Origin of the sequence: Novosphingobium sp. PY1 (genome assembly GCF_017312445.1) — a bacterium.
GTDB lineage: Bacteria > Pseudomonadota > Alphaproteobacteria > Sphingomonadales > Sphingomonadaceae > Novosphingobium.
This window is the reverse complement of the sequence record NZ_BLTI01000001.1, coordinates 46,284-59,049: the sequence shown is the minus strand read 5'-3', so window position 1 is coordinate 59,049 and position 12,766 is coordinate 46,284. Positions and strand designations below refer to the sequence as shown.

17 protein-coding genes and 1 pseudogene are annotated in these 12,766 nt (G+C 57.9%); 9 read left to right on the top strand and 9 right to left on the bottom strand.

Annotated elements, in window-relative coordinates; genetic code table 11:
* Positions 1 to 131 precede the first annotated feature (131 nt).
* The 5 genes from yihA to rpmH form a co-directional block, all read right to left on the bottom strand.
* Positions 132 to 773 carry a ribosome biogenesis GTP-binding protein YihA/YsxC gene (yihA, locus tag J3474_RS00310; RefSeq protein WP_007012263.1) on the bottom strand — a complete coding sequence of 214 codons (642 nt, stop codon included), beginning with the start codon at positions 771 to 773 and terminating at the stop codon, positions 132 to 134.
* A gap of 13 nt (positions 774 to 786) precedes the next feature.
* Positions 787 to 2,547 (bottom strand): membrane protein insertase YidC, encoded by a 1,761-nt coding sequence (gene yidC / locus J3474_RS00305; RefSeq protein ID WP_013834287.1) that lies wholly within the window; start codon positions 2,545 to 2,547, stop codon positions 787 to 789.
* Between the two features lie 65 nt (positions 2,548 to 2,612).
* Positions 2,613 to 2,858, bottom strand: coding sequence for a membrane protein insertion efficiency factor YidD (gene yidD / locus J3474_RS00300; RefSeq protein WP_207092722.1), 246 nt, complete (start codon positions 2,856 to 2,858; stop codon positions 2,613 to 2,615).
* The gene (gene rnpA, locus J3474_RS00295) at positions 2,855 to 3,289 is read right to left on the bottom strand and encodes a ribonuclease P protein component (RefSeq protein WP_207092721.1); all 435 of its coding nucleotides are present in this window, start codon (positions 3,287 to 3,289) and stop codon (positions 2,855 to 2,857) included. Before rnpA ends, yidD begins: the two co-directional genes overlap by 4 nt.
* A gap of 184 nt (positions 3,290 to 3,473) precedes the next feature.
* The gene (gene rpmH, locus J3474_RS00290) at positions 3,474 to 3,608 is read right to left on the bottom strand and encodes a 50S ribosomal protein L34 (protein ID WP_007012267.1); all 135 of its coding nucleotides are present in this window, start codon (positions 3,606 to 3,608) and stop codon (positions 3,474 to 3,476) included.
* A 348-nt stretch (positions 3,609 to 3,956) separates the two neighbouring features.
* Here rpmH and J3474_RS00285 point away from each other — a divergent pair, with 348 nt between their 5' ends.
* Positions 3,957 to 4,199 (top strand): hypothetical protein, encoded by a 243-nt coding sequence (locus tag J3474_RS00285; RefSeq protein ID WP_041559117.1) that lies wholly within the window; start codon positions 3,957 to 3,959, stop codon positions 4,197 to 4,199.
* 46 nt (positions 4,200 to 4,245) lie between these two features.
* Here J3474_RS00285 and J3474_RS00280 read toward each other — a convergent pair whose 3' ends face one another.
* On the bottom strand, positions 4,246 to 4,932 hold the full coding sequence (locus J3474_RS00280) for an alpha/beta hydrolase (protein ID WP_207092976.1): 687 nt from the start codon (positions 4,930 to 4,932) through the stop codon (positions 4,246 to 4,248).
* 152 nt (positions 4,933 to 5,084) lie between these two features.
* Between J3474_RS00280 and J3474_RS00275 the strand changes: the two are divergent.
* Together J3474_RS00275 and J3474_RS00270 are read left to right on the top strand one after the other, a co-directional pair.
* A pseudogene (locus J3474_RS00275) lies at positions 5,085 to 6,110 on the top strand (YifB family Mg chelatase-like AAA ATPase); the annotation flags it as partial.
* A 52-nt stretch (positions 6,111 to 6,162) separates the two neighbouring features.
* Entirely contained in the window at positions 6,163 to 7,821 is a 1,659-nt protein-coding gene (locus tag J3474_RS00270; protein ID WP_207092720.1) for a recombinase family protein, read from the top strand.
* On the opposite strand, the gene J3474_RS00265 is transcribed toward J3474_RS00270, so the two are convergent.
* Positions 7,818 to 8,702, bottom strand: coding sequence for a hypothetical protein (locus J3474_RS00265; RefSeq protein ID WP_207092719.1), 885 nt, complete (start codon positions 8,700 to 8,702; stop codon positions 7,818 to 7,820). The genes J3474_RS00270 and J3474_RS00265 overlap by 4 nt on opposite strands.
* 107 nt (positions 8,703 to 8,809) lie before the next feature.
* Here J3474_RS00265 and J3474_RS00260 point away from each other — a divergent pair, with 107 nt between their 5' ends.
* The 4 genes from J3474_RS00260 to J3474_RS00245 all read left to right on the top strand — a co-directional run bounded on the left by J3474_RS00260 (position 8,810) and on the right by J3474_RS00245 (position 10,667).
* Positions 8,810 to 9,310 (top strand): hypothetical protein, encoded by a 501-nt coding sequence (locus J3474_RS00260; RefSeq protein ID WP_207092718.1) that lies wholly within the window; start codon positions 8,810 to 8,812, stop codon positions 9,308 to 9,310.
* A 134-nt stretch (positions 9,311 to 9,444) separates the two neighbouring features.
* A complete protein-coding gene (locus tag J3474_RS00255; RefSeq protein ID WP_207092717.1) occupies positions 9,445 to 9,894 on the top strand; it encodes a hypothetical protein in 450 nt (149 codons plus the stop codon).
* A 115-nt stretch (positions 9,895 to 10,009) separates the two neighbouring features.
* Positions 10,010 to 10,303 (top strand): hypothetical protein, encoded by a 294-nt coding sequence (locus J3474_RS00250; RefSeq protein ID WP_207092716.1) that lies wholly within the window; start codon positions 10,010 to 10,012, stop codon positions 10,301 to 10,303.
* A gap of 4 nt (positions 10,304 to 10,307) precedes the next feature.
* Positions 10,308 to 10,667: a hypothetical protein gene (locus J3474_RS00245; protein ID WP_207092715.1), complete on the top strand. Its 360-nt coding sequence runs from the start codon at positions 10,308 to 10,310 to the stop codon at positions 10,665 to 10,667.
* A 69-nt stretch (positions 10,668 to 10,736) separates the two neighbouring features.
* On the opposite strand, the gene J3474_RS00240 is transcribed toward J3474_RS00245, so the two are convergent.
* Positions 10,737 to 11,132, bottom strand: coding sequence for a hypothetical protein (locus J3474_RS00240; protein WP_207092714.1), 396 nt, complete (start codon positions 11,130 to 11,132; stop codon positions 10,737 to 10,739).
* A gap of 57 nt (positions 11,133 to 11,189) precedes the next feature.
* On the bottom strand, positions 11,190 to 11,729 hold the full coding sequence (locus J3474_RS00235) for a tyrosine-type recombinase/integrase (protein WP_207092713.1): 540 nt from the start codon (positions 11,727 to 11,729) through the stop codon (positions 11,190 to 11,192).
* 131 nt (positions 11,730 to 11,860) lie between these two features.
* On the opposite strand from J3474_RS00235, the gene J3474_RS00230 reads away from it, so the two are divergent.
* Both J3474_RS00230 and J3474_RS00225 read left to right on the top strand, forming a co-directional pair.
* Positions 11,861 to 12,016 (top strand): hypothetical protein, encoded by a 156-nt coding sequence (locus J3474_RS00230; RefSeq protein WP_207092712.1) that lies wholly within the window; start codon positions 11,861 to 11,863, stop codon positions 12,014 to 12,016.
* Entirely contained in the window at positions 12,016 to 12,435 is a 420-nt protein-coding gene (locus J3474_RS00225) for a hypothetical protein (protein ID WP_207092711.1), read from the top strand. Before J3474_RS00230 ends, J3474_RS00225 begins: the two co-directional genes overlap by 1 nt.
* Positions 12,436 to 12,766 lie beyond the last annotated feature (331 nt).

Below are 12,766 nucleotides of genomic sequence, written 5' to 3'. Positions count from 1 at the left end.
CATATTCCGGGATTTCCCCGGAGTCGCCCTGCGGCACGGCGCGCCGGGCTGGCGGGACTATCGCACATGATAGACCGCCGAACCCGATAATTCGATGAATGTCAGTAACGTAGTCCTCGCGAGGACCCGATTCAGATCTCTGAGTCGGCCAGAACTGCCGCGCGCAATTCGGCGATGCCCATGCCCTTTTCGGAAGACGTGATATGCACTTCCGGGAAAGCGGCGGGATGCTTGCGCGCCTCGGCCACGGTCTCGGCATGGACCTTTTCCAGCTCTGTCGCCTTGATCTTGTCGGCCTTGGTCAGGACGATTCGGTAACCGACGGCAGCCTCGTCGAGCATCTTCATCATCTCGGCGTCGACGGCCTTCACGCCGTGGCGCGCATCGACGAGCAGCAGCGTGCGCTTGAGCACCACCCTGCCGCGCAGGAAGTCGCGCACGAGGCGCCGCCACTTCTCGACGACGGCGGGGGGAGCCTTGGCAAAGCCGTAGCCCGGCATGTCGACGAGGCGGAACAGCAGCGGCTCGCCGACCTCGAAGAAGTTCAGCTCCTGCGTGCGCCCCGGCGTCACCGAGGTGCGCGCGATCGCCTTGCGCCCCGTCAGCGCGTTGAGCAGCGAGGACTTGCCGACATTGGAGCGGCCGCAGAAGGCGATCTCCGGCACGTCCGGGTCAGGCAGGAACTTGAGCGCGGGCGCGCTCTTCAGGAACGTCACCGGTCCTGCAAAGAGCTTGCGCGCGCGCTCGGTCAGTTCTTCGAATTCCTCGCTCACGGGGTCAGTCCGATCAGGCCTTCACGCGCTTCTTGTCGCCCGCGTCCTTCTCGGCCTGAGCCTTGAGCTGCGGGTGACGGCTGTAGAGGAACTTCTGCTGCGCGATGGTCAGAAGGTTGGAGGTGATCCAGTAGACCAGAAGGCCCGAGGCGAAGGGTGCCATGATGAACATCATGAACCACGGCATGATCATGAAGATCTGCTGCTGGGTCGGGTCCATCTGCGCCGGGTTCAGCTTGAACTGCAGGAACATGGTGATGCCCAGCAGAAGTGCGAGCACGCCGATGGCCAGGAAGCCGGGCGGGTCAAACGGCAGCAGGCCGAACAGGTTGAGGATGTGCAGCGGGTCAGGCGCGGAAAGATCCTTGATCCACAGCACGAAGGGCTGGTGGCGCATCTCGATGGCCAGGATCAGGGTCTTGTAGAGCGCGAAGAACACCGGGATCTGAAGGAACATGGGGAGGCAGCCCGCGAGCGGGTTCACGCCTTCCTCCTTGTACAGCTTCATCACTTCCTGCTGCTGCTTCTGCTTGTCGTCCTTGTAGCGCTCCTGCAGCGCCTTCATCTTCGGCTGGATCGCGCGCATCGCGGCCATCGAGGCGAACTGGCGCTGGGCGATGGGGAACATGATGCCGCGCACGATCAGCGTGAGCAGGATGATGGCGACACCGAAGTTGCCGACAAGGCTGAACAGCTTCACCAGCAGCCAGAAGATCGGCTTTTCGAACCAGCGGAACCAGCCCCAGTCGATGGCAAGGCCGAAGTTGGTGATGCCCTGCTTTTCATAGGCGTCGAGCACGTTGTGCTCCTTGGCGCCCGCAAAGAGCTTGGTGGTGCGCGAAAGGCGCTGGCCGGGCTGCACGATGCTCTGGTCGTAGATCAGGTCGGCGCGGAACAGGTTGTTGCCGAGCGAACGGAACGTGCCTTCGGCTTTCGAACCGACCGGAGCGAGGGTCGACATCCAGTAGACGTCGGTAAAGCCGATCCAGTCGGTGTTGCCGGCTTCCTTGACCGTGCCCTTGCCGGACACGTCGCTGTAATTGGTCGAGAAGCTTACCGAGCCGTCGAAAGCGCCGATCGGACCGGAGTGGACGTTCCAGGTGTCGAGGCTGGCGGTCTGGTCGGTGCGGTTGACGAGGCCGAAGGGCTGGACCGTGATCGGCGCCGAGCCCTTGTTGTCGACCGTCTGCTCGGCCGTGATCATGTAGTTCTTGTCGATCGCGAAGCGGATCGAATAGGTCTGGCCGCTGCCGTCGTTCCAGCTCAGCGTGACCGGGCTGGACGGTGTCAGCCTTGCGCCCTTCTGCGCGGTCCACACGGTCTTGGCATTGGGCGTGGCGACGCCGCTGCCGACCCAGCCGAACTGGGCGAACTGCTGCGCGGGAGTGCCGGCGGGCGAGAAGATGCGGACCGGGCCCGAATCCTTCTTCACCGTCTCACGGTGGCGATTGATGACAAGGTCGTCGACGATTGCGCCGGTAAGGTTGATCGAGCCCGAAAGACCCGGTGCCTCGATCGGCAGGCGGCCGCCTTCGGCCAGTGCCGACTTCAGGTCCTGCTTCTCGAGCGCGACGTCGGCCGCGTCACGCAGACCACCCTCGCGAGTCGGCTTGATCGAGCTGGACGGGCTGGATGCCTGTTCGGCGCCGCCAGCCTGCTCGACCTTCGTCGGCGTCTTGGCCTGCGGGTAGAAATAGCCGACTCCGGCTTCCCACCCGAAGAGGACAAGCGCGGTCAGGAGGACCGCGAGGATGATATTACGCTGATTTTCCACGAAGACGTTTTCCTGTCGAGTTCCCGCCAGTGGCGACGCGAGACGCGCCGCCTGTATTGCATCGTTCAGTCCGGGACGGGGTCATAGCCGTGCCCACCCCACGGTTGGCAGCGCAATAGACGCTTGAACGCGAGCCAGCCACCCTTAATCGCACCATGTTTTTTCACCGCCTCGATCGCATATTGCGAACAGGACGGCGAGTAGCGGCAGGTTGGCGGCATGATCCGCGAAGGCCCCCACTGCCAGGTCCGGGCCACGGCAATGAGAATGAAGCCTGGAACCGCTGCGATAAAGGCCAGCGCCCTTTTCATGTCGTCCCTGCGCCCCCCGGCCTCGCGGCGCTCCTGTTGCCACCTCGACCTTTGCCGCCACCCTTGCGCCCCCTCGCACCGCGAGGCGGATCGCCCTTGCCCTCGCGCGCACGGCCGAGAGCGGCTACGAGTTCCTCGCGCAAGCGCGCGAATTCGCGCTCCACACCGTTATCGCGCCCGATCAGGACATGGTCGGTATCGGCAAGGCCATGATCGGGCAGCAGCTCGCGCAGCAGCGCACGAAAGCGGCGCTTCATGCGGTTGCGCACCACTGCGTTGCCGATTTTCTTGGTAACGGTGATGCCTGCGCGCTGCCCCTTGCCGCCATTGGCATTGGCCAGCAGGACGAAACCCGGCCGCGCCACCCTGATACCGCGATTGGCGGCCAGGAAGTCCGCTCGGCGGGACATCGTGGTGTAGGCGGCGCTCATGACAGGGGTCTATCGCAATCCGGGGCGCTGCGGAACCGCGTCAGGCGATTCGCGAATCCCTTCCGGTTCCAAACGGCGCCAGCTCCAAACGGCATCGGCCCGCGCCTCCGCCCGGTTCCCCGTCTAGCGGGAAGCCGGATGGAGGCGCGGGCCGGTGCGAGTCCAGCCGTGAGGCTGGATCAGGTCAGGCCGAGAGCTTCTTGCGGCCGCGGGCGCGGCGAGCGCGAAGCACCTTGCGGCCGCCAACGGTCGCCATGCGGGCGCGGAAGCCGTGACGGCGGGCGCGGACAAGGCGGCTGGGCTGGAAAGTGCGCTTCATGTCAGTCCTCGAAATTCAACAAACGGCCCCGGGAGGCCCGAACAAAATCCGATCGCCCATGCAGACGACCGCTAAACAGAAGCGCGCCGTTACTGGAGGCCCGGAACAGAGTCAAGGCAAAGGCGGCGGCAGAGGTATCGAATTCGTCGCCCGTACCTGCCCGATATACCCGGCGCACATGGCAGTCCCGGCTTTGCATGACAATACTGGCCCAAACATGATAAGTTATTAACTAACGGTTAGTCGGCACGGCGACCAGCTGCTCCATTCGGTCCGGGGGGACAAGAATTGAAAAAGTATCTTGCTCTCGCTTCCCGCGACCCCTGAACTGTGGGTGAAACAGTACCGATGCAACAGAAAGAAGACATTGGCGTCTTGGTGGGCTGGTCTTCTCAGGACCTGGGCACCAACATCGTCGTCGACCTCCAGACGTTTGAGAAGACAAGCTGGAAAGCTGGTGAAGAACCTGATCACACACGGATTTTCCTGACCAAGAGCCAGGCCGCAGTGCTGGCCAACTACCTGCTGAAAGCCTCCGGCTCGCTCACCCCGGCCAAGCGCAAGGGGTTCCTGCAATCGCTGTTCGACTAATCGCCGATTGGTCGAAGGGGCGCCGCATTCAGGAAGGTCGAATGGCTCAGGCTCCGACCCTGTCCAGCGAAACCCAAAGCCCCATTTCGTTCGCGCCGAACCAGCGGGCCGATTCGAACGGGACCGAATTGGTCATGGCATAAAAGGCCTGGGCTTCGATCGGGCTCATGCCCATCTGCTCGTAATAGACGATGTAGCGGCGATTCTCCGGCGCATTGGCGGCATAGTCGTCCGGTTCCAGTCCAGTGTCGTCCATCCACGAATGGACCGCGAATTCGGCGCCGGCATCGGCATATCGCCGCGCTCCTGCCAAAAACAGCTCGACGCCGCCCGACCTGACCGAGCCGCCCGCAGGAACATGAGTGGCAATTCCCTTGTCGCGGATCATCCGCCCCAGCCGCAGGTTGGCGAGGTCGTCTTCGGTGCCCGGGCATTCGATCATCTCGATCATGCCGATGCCCGGATAGTCCTTGAGCATGGCGGCGAACTGGGCGGGGCTGCGGGCATCGGTGACGTCGACCAGCGCGGCATGGCCATCGTCCAGCACGCGGAACGGGCCATAGGCGGCGATACCCTGCGGGATTGCGGCAACCTCGCCATGCAGTATGCGCTCGCCGCCGTCGCCGGCATGATCGGCATCCACATCGACGACCTCATAGGTGATCTCTTGTGCCGACAGGGGGGACAAGACAGTCAGAGCCACCAGGGCAAGGATCGCAGCGGTCGAGCGCATGCCCGCGAAAATGCGGCTCCGCCACTTACCCAAGCCCTGCGCGATTCGGTTAAAAGCGTGTAAGGGATAAATTCCCTGGCTGCGCCCGCCCTCCGCTTCTGCAAGGATCGCATCGTCCAACACGCGGATTTGCAAGGAAAAAGGGTAAGGGAGTGGTCTCACTCGTCGCGACGGTCGCCTACCTCGGGCTGGAGGCGCGCGCTGTCGAAGTGCAATGCCAGGTCGCTCCCGGGATGCCCGGCTTCCATCTCGTCGGCCTGCCCGACAAGGCAGTGGGCGAAAGCCGCCAGCGGGTGAACGCCGCGCTCACATCGATGGGCCTCGCGCTTCCTCCCAAGCGGATCACGATCAACCTCTCCCCTGCGGACCTGCCCAAGGAAGGCTCGCACTACGACCTGCCGATAGCGCTTTCGCTGCTGGCGGCGATGGGCGTTGTCGATGCCGAACACCTGGCCGACTTCGTGGCCGTGGGCGAACTTGCGCTCGATGGCAGGGTAATCCCCTCACCCGGGGTGCTGCTCGCCGCGCTCCATGCCAGCGAGACAGAGAAAGGACTGATCTGCCCGGCCGCGCAAGGCAGCGAGGCCAGCTGGGTGAGCGGCGGCAGCAACGGCGTGCCGGTGCTGGCAGCGCCGGATCTCGTCAGCCTGCTCAATCACCTCAAGGGCACGCAGGTCCTGCGCCCGCCCGAACCGGGCCGCGCCGACCCGGTGCCCAGCGGGCCGGACCTCAGGCAGGTGAAGGGCCAGGAAACCGCCAAGCGCGCGCTCGAGATCGCAGCGGCCGGGTCGCACAACCTGCTGATGGCAGGTCCGCCGGGTGCGGGAAAGTCGCTGCTTGCCTCGTGCCTGCCCGGCATCCTGCCCGAGCTGACCGCGGCCGAGGCGCTGGAAGTCTCGATGGTCGCCTCGGTCGCCGGGACGCTTGAGGAGGGCCGCATTTCCCGTGCCCGGCCCTATCGCGCGCCGCACCACTCCGCCTCGATCGCGGCGCTGACCGGCAGCGGGCTGAAGGTCAGGCCCGGAGAGATCTCCATGGCCCACCTTGGCGTGCTGTTCCTCGACGAACTTCCGGAATTCCAGCGCGCCGTGCTCGATTCACTGCGCCAGCCGCTGGAAACCGGCGAAGTCACCGTCGCGCGGGCCAATGCCCATGTCACCTTTCCCGCGCGCGTCCAGCACCAAATGCACGTATGCAAAATCCTAACGCACCTGACGTATGGGATTTTTTATGAGCACTACCACCGCAAAGACAGCGATCTGCTATGGACGATTCTCAACCCTAGAGCAGTCCAAAGGCTACTCGCTAGAACGGCAGAAAACCAAAGCTATTGAGTTCGCTACTCAGCAAGGCTGGACGGTAGAGAAAACGATCTTTGACGAAGGCAAGAGCGCCTATCACGCGAAGAACCGCGCTGAGGGGTCTGCCCTATACGAGTTTGAGTTAGAAGCCCGCAACGGCCTCCACCGTGGCAAGGTGCTTGTTTGCGAAAACATCGACCGTTTGAGCCGTCAGGGTGCCAAGGCAGCAGCCCAACTTATCTGGGCGCTCAACGAGGTGGGTGTTGACGTAGCCACCTTCCACGATGGCTACAGCTACAAGGCGGGCAACAATGGCGATATGATGGAGTTATTCTCGGTCATCATCAAAGCTCAGTTGGCGTTTGAGGAAAGCGACAAAAAGAGCCGCCGCGTAAAAGCTTCGTGGGATAAACGGAGGGAGGAAATTGCATCAGGTGCACAGGGTGTTCCAGTCCCCAACACTCCGCATTGGCTCAAGCGTGTCGATGGCAGATATGTTCTGGACGAATATCGAACCAAGGTGCTGAACGAGATTTTTGACCTCTACATCAACGGAATGGGCATTAGTTCAATCGCGCATATGCTGAATGAGCGCGGCGAACCCGTCTGGACCACCTACAAAAATCGAAATCAGAACGGATGGTTTTACGGCTACATCTGGCGCTTGCTGACCAAGCGGGCTGCTCTTGGCGAATATGTCACGAACGAAGGCCAGACCATTTCCACGGACTTCTATCCGCAAGCTGTTAGCACGGACAAATGGAATCAGGCACAAGCTACGCTCGCAATGCGGAAAGCCAATCAGCCTGCGCGGACACGGAACAAGAACCATAACCTGCTGGCTCAGATCGTGTTCTGTGATGAATGCGGCGGCGGTGCCAATTTCGAGCATACCCACCCTGCCTATCAGACTTACAAAAAGGTAAGCGGCGAGGTCGTCACCTATAGGCGCAAGACCTACCGCCGCCTCAGGTGCGATCGATCAAGACGGAAGCATCAATGCGATAATCCGACCATCCTCAACTATGACGTAGTTGAGAAGGTCGTTTTAGACGAACTCCTGCCGCGTCTGGTGGATAGGCAGAACGAGGATGTTGAGGCCATCAAACTTCGCGAAAAGATCGCTGAGGTTGGCCGTCAGCGTGACGCAAACCAAACCCGCCTCAACAACCTGATCGATGCAATCGCAGATGGAGGTAGCAAAGCCCTAGTTCAGCGTGTCGCGGAATTGGAAGGCGTTGTTGAACAACAGAATGCGGAAATCGACGCCTTAGAGAAGCAGCTTGCGGTGGAAACGTCCAAGCCATCCAGCGACGATGACCTTGCCTTGGTAGAGAGCCTGAGGGCTGAGCTTACCAGCGAGGATGACGACATACGAATTTATACTCGTGGGCGGGTCAATATGGCCTTGCGGCGGATGCTCAAGCGCATCGTTCTCCGCTCGACCAATACGTTCGAAATCTGGACGGACGAACACACTTGGTGGCTGTTTGATGAAGATGGGGTGATGTTGGAGGGCGAGAGCCAATTGCAGACTGGCCTGAGCGCTGAGGGCCTTGCGTTGTTGAAGCAGGGTGTCAGCGGCTAATCAAACATGGCCGCGAACTCGCGCTCATAAACTGGCGAATAGCCTTCGCCACACGATCCAAGATAGTCACGATAATACACCCACCATTGTTGGTAGAGCCTGTCCCAATCCATAGGCAAAGCGTGTTCGCATTTCTCATAGCTTGGGAAAATGCCGCGAGCCGCATTCTCTGCTATCATGTGTCCACGGTTCAGCGCGCGGCTGGCAGCCTCTTTCAAAGCTATGCGGTCCTCAGTCTGATCGTAGCCAGGTTGCTTGCGACTTTTACGATATAGGTTGCTACGAGCCACACTTAGGTTGGCCAAAACGCCAATCTGCCAGTTTTTCAGGCTCTTCCGCCTCTGCTTGTATCGCAGCGCATCCAGATAACGCTCAACACTGCTGAGATCGACGCGCTTGTCGAGAATCTGGTATTTGGGCGAACCATCAGACGTAAGATGGCTGTCAGGCGGGAATTTATCCAACATGGCGGTTATCCGCTTGATTAGCTCAGCGCGCGGCATCCCAATGGGGATAGCTGCAATTACGGCAGTTGGTTGGCCTTCAATAATCCACTGCTTGGTCATGTAAGCTTCCAGCCCGTCCATGACGTCAGTGTTCTTTGCATCGTTGCCAACTCGAACAACACCCAATTCCGCAGGCTGTGACAGCTTTCCAAAATGCCCCATCCAGCGAAACTGTGCCTCTTGCACCTCGTCGTGATCGCGACTTGTCACAGAGCCAAGGTCGTCAAAGACCTCAAGCACACGCCCTATGTCTGCTGGAACAACCGCCCCCTCAGGCAACGTCCCTGCCCTGATTTGGCGAGCGACCTCAAAGCTGGGGCTAAAATCAAGGACGCTGAACCAAGCGTCAGCCGCCCGCGTTTCAGTCGTATCCATCCAGCGACCAACTGATTGGTGCTGCCAGATTTCGTCAAGGTCAGGCTCTCGTCGCTTCCGTCTACCAATGGTGGTCATAGGGTTGTATCGATAATCTCAAAACATCAATGCAATCACATATCGACGCAACCCTGCCGTATCAACTCCTCACGGCGCCGCAATTCAGCCTCGCCGCTTTAGGAGAAGTCGTAATGGAATTTGGAAATCAGCAGCCTGCAACCGCAGGTAACTACACCTCGCGCTGGGATCGCGAGGAGCGTCGTATTGGGTTTACGCTGTCTAAGCTCACGGCAAATGCCAAGCTCAGCAATCTCAACAACACGGAGCGCTTGCTTGCTTGCCTTGGTCAGGAAAGTGCGGGTCTCAACGGCATCAAAGTCGCCGCCGCCGCCCGCTGGTGCAGCACTGTCTACACCAACCTCACTATGCAGCAGCTTAACTCAGTGGTTGCTGCTTGCCGCACCGACGAAAATCTCGCTGCTCTTGTCGCCGATCCTATCGCGTATTTTGACGCAATCGCCGGCTACAAGCACGTAAAGCCTACCAGCAAAACTCACCAGCCTATCAACACTGGTGTGTTCGCTAATCTCAACGCTGCTGCCATCTAACAGCACTCACCAACATTAGCACCAATCCCAAGCGTAGGGACGGCCGCCTTACGCAAGGGATAGGTGCGTCCAATTAAAAGGTCTTTTTTATGCAGTTAAGTTCGTTTCCCACCCTTTCCAACACAGTCGCTTGGATGGCCCCGCTGATCCGCCATCTACAAGAGTCTGACGTTCAGCAGCGCCCTTTTCAAAAGCACGTTGACTATCGTCGTCTTCATCAGCCCGTTGTTATGACTCTAACTGACGAGCCAATCAAAGCGGTAACTAAGGTAATGCCGCTTTACGCCACTCGTGAAAAGCAACTCGCAGATGCCCTAACTACAGCCCTTGGTGCTGAGTGGTTGGTTCAACCAGTCTTAGATCGCACTGCTCAGCGGAACCAAGCAGTCAATTACATCGGCGGTAACGTTGCAGACGGTGACGTAGTCGTCTGCCCCTACATGACTGCATTTATATACGACCTTCAAAACGGCTTTTTCGTTCCGGGTAAATCCAAAAAATCCGGCGCTCAGTTCGAAATGCGGCTTCACGCACGGCGATTTGAATCTCCGTCAGACAAACTCGCATATCTCATCTGCAAGTAAGGACAATATCGTGCAAATTATCAAAACTGCGACCCAATACCACTACACATCGTTCATATTGAGAGAGGAAGACGTTAGACAACTAACAATGCGACATAACACACTGGACGAGGCAATGCGTCAGACCCTCAGGGCAAGATTCGCAACTTGTGCCGTCGCTCAAACAGATCAGCAATTAACCAGCGACGCGAGCTTTCAAATATCATCTATTTGTGATTTAGGAAAACAGGTCGGCCTAAATCACCGCATCGAAATGCACATAATTGATTTCGAAACAATCCAAGATGAGGATGAATATAATTTCATATTCGAATTCATCGGTAGATATCGCCTGCTGGTAATCAAGTGGGATGACCCATTTGAAGCAGCCTTACATCAGCTCAACCACTTTATTCTATTTGAGGCCTAAAATCATGGAGGTAACTGAAATTATAAAGCCATATACTGAAGTTAAATGCATCCTGACCAAACAGCAAATGACAACGTTCTACGGCAAGATGCCCGCGCACCAAGGCAACGTATCTGTCATTGAGGCCGCGTTACCAAATCGCACACTGCTGATGGCCCATTTGGATAGCGATATCGATGAGCACAGTCTCAAATACAAATGTCCTGACGGTTTTGCCCAACGTCTAACGTATACCTCCGAGCGCGTTCACATTAGGATTTACGATCCGTCATTCAACGAAATTTATGACGACGTTGTAGATGCTGTTGAGTGGAGCGATCTTGTCGCTGCCGCCATATTAGGTCTGCACGGCTACAAGCACTGACGCTATGACCAAACAAAAAGCCCCGCTGGTTTCCCAACGGGGCTTTTGTGCGCCTCAGGCAGCCTCAGCTTATTTTGCGGCAGCTTTGGACGCTGCCATACGCTGACCGCGTTCCTTTGCCTTCTTCTCCAAGGGGGCAAGCTGATCGTCAAACTCACCTGCCAGAACGGCACCCTTGATAGCGAGGTAGATTTCCTCGAACTTTGCTGCTGGCACAACGAACTCGCTGTCCTTGCCATCCAGCTTGAGGGCCTGATTGGCGTAGCGCACGGTGAACTTCACCTCATCGCCCTTCTTGACGATGGTAGGGCGCTTCACATCCTTGTTACCCGCTTTGTATGCGGCAAGAGCCTTATCCATACCCAGCGCAGCACGAGCGCTTGCAGACATTGCACCAGCAGAGCCAGGCTTGAATTCCTTGCTCTGAGAAACGGGCTTGATTGCGGCTTTCCAGTTGACTGCCATATCGTAAACTCCTTCTGTGTCGTTGGTATCAAGCTGATATATAGGTCGATCAAAGGGTCAAGCTGCTTTCTGCATCCACTTGCTTACCATACTGTCAGTGACCCCAATATAGTGCATTGTTGAAGTAAGGTTCTTATGCCCGAGAATGCGCTGAACCACTGGCAAAGGCGCACCTTCATCAACAAGTCTCGTAGCCAATCCACGACGCCCGCTATACGCGCTGCCCTTTATCCCTGCACCTGCATAGAGCTTCTTAAAGCGCTCAGAGAGAGAATGCGGCGTGTAGGGCTTATTTTGACGCCCCAACACGAGAGCACCAGAAACACGATCCTCTGCAAGAACCTTAACAGCCTGCAATGCAGCTTCCGTTAGAGGAAGCTCACGCGCTTCTCTCGTTTTGGAAATAGCAGCGCGCACAACTAGCTTGGGATTATCTGAGTAGATAACGTCCGTCACGAGCAGGCCTGCAATCTCAGCACAACGCAAGCCAGTCGTCCAAGAAAGCTGCAACAGCGCTCTCGCCTGCTCAGGTTTATGGCCCTTGATGCGCTCAAGGATGAGTGCGCGTTCTGCATCACTATGGATAACGGCTTTCATCTATGCCTCCTGCGTTACAGAAGGAACGATAAAGCCTGACTTTCCTATTGCGATACTGAAAGCGAACAATCTGCCACCTTTTTCAGCACCAAACGCTAAATACAAATGGATGCTAAAAGAGGAATATAAGCATGGAAGAAAGCAAATTAGAATCGGCTCTTACCGAAATGGAAGCGCGTATGGCCCAATTGGAGAACACAATCGCGGTCCTGACCTACCAAATTCAATGCGTGATGGACGAAGCCCGCAAATGGAATGGCCCTGACCTGTTCACCAAGGAGGGCTGATGACCGAACGGATAGAATACAGGAAGGCCACGGAAGACGAAAAGAAGCTCATTGAGCAATTGGCCGCAAACGGAAAGACTCTCGCTCAGATAGCCCGGGAAGTCGGCTTCTCAGAAACCTACGTGGGCAAGATCGTCCGCCAGAGCAAACAGCGCCTCTGGATCGAACACAGGCGAGCAATCGACAGCCACGAGCGGTCCTTAGGCAAACTGGCCGACGCAATCGACCGCAACACACGTGCCATCGAGCGTCAAACGAAATATCTGAAGCTGGTAATGGGCCGCGTATCGATGGCCATCAACGGTGTCGCGAAGACCCGCAATGTGCTGAAGAACATTCAAGGACGCATCACGAAGCTCATCCAGAACGAGGAAAAGCAGCAGACTCTCAGGCAGAGCATATGGGGGAAGAAGGGGTGAGAAAACTCATTAAGGCCTTAAGCTATTCTAACCCCTCAAACCGTCGCTGCTGACGGCTGCACTCCCTTATGATCTGAAATTGAGCGTCATCGCTCAGGTCTTCCATAGCGACCTGAGAGCCATATCGCGCCTCAGTCTCCCGCCACCAGCATTCGTGTAACTTGAACTTTGGCCTATCATAGCTTGGCGGAGTGTATGTAGAAGGTGGCAATATCCCAACTGCCCGCAAACCGCCCATCGCAAAGGCCACAGCCAGAAACAGTAGGCCCGGCGTCATGAACAGCAAGAACCCTCGCTCAAAGCCCGATAGCTTGCCCCACCACGCCTTCAT

What these genes read in the sequence shown, in the direction of transcription:
- J3474_RS00255 (WP_207092717.1), top strand. Translation starts at nt 9,445, where the DNA reads ATGGCCCCGCTGATCCGCCATCTACAAGAGTCTGACGTTCAGCAGCGC.
- J3474_RS00260 (WP_207092718.1), top strand. Translation starts at nt 8,810, where the DNA reads ATGCAATCACATATCGACGCAACCCTGCCGTATCAACTCCTCACGGCG.
- J3474_RS00270 (WP_207092720.1), top strand. Translation starts at nt 6,163, where the DNA reads ATGAGCACTACCACCGCAAAGACAGCGATCTGCTATGGACGATTCTCA.
- J3474_RS00230 (WP_207092712.1), top strand. Translation starts at nt 11,861, where the DNA reads ATGGAAGAAAGCAAATTAGAATCGGCTCTTACCGAAATGGAAGCGCGT.
- J3474_RS00265 (WP_207092719.1), bottom strand. Translation starts at nt 8,702, where the DNA reads ATGGATACGACTGAAACGCGGGCGGCTGACGCTTGGTTCAGCGTCCTT.
- J3474_RS00225 (WP_207092711.1), top strand. Translation starts at nt 12,016, where the DNA reads ATGACCGAACGGATAGAATACAGGAAGGCCACGGAAGACGAAAAGAAG.
- rnpA (WP_207092721.1), bottom strand. Translation starts at nt 3,289, where the DNA reads ATGAGCGCCGCCTACACCACGATGTCCCGCCGAGCGGACTTCCTGGCC.
- J3474_RS00250 (WP_207092716.1), top strand. Translation starts at nt 10,010, where the DNA reads ATGCGTCAGACCCTCAGGGCAAGATTCGCAACTTGTGCCGTCGCTCAA.
- yidD (WP_207092722.1), bottom strand. Translation starts at nt 2,858, where the DNA reads ATGAAAAGGGCGCTGGCCTTTATCGCAGCGGTTCCAGGCTTCATTCTC.
- J3474_RS00240 (WP_207092714.1), bottom strand. Translation starts at nt 11,132, where the DNA reads ATGGCAGTCAACTGGAAAGCCGCAATCAAGCCCGTTTCTCAGAGCAAG.
- J3474_RS00245 (WP_207092715.1), top strand. Translation starts at nt 10,308, where the DNA reads ATGGAGGTAACTGAAATTATAAAGCCATATACTGAAGTTAAATGCATC.
- J3474_RS00285 (WP_041559117.1), top strand. Translation starts at nt 3,957, where the DNA reads ATGCAACAGAAAGAAGACATTGGCGTCTTGGTGGGCTGGTCTTCTCAG.
- J3474_RS00280 (WP_207092976.1), bottom strand. Translation starts at nt 4,932, where the DNA reads ATGCGCTCGACCGCTGCGATCCTTGCCCTGGTGGCTCTGACTGTCTTG.
- rpmH (WP_007012267.1), bottom strand. Translation starts at nt 3,608, where the DNA reads ATGAAGCGCACTTTCCAGCCCAGCCGCCTTGTCCGCGCCCGCCGTCAC.
- J3474_RS00235 (WP_207092713.1), bottom strand. Translation starts at nt 11,729, where the DNA reads ATGAAAGCCGTTATCCATAGTGATGCAGAACGCGCACTCATCCTTGAG.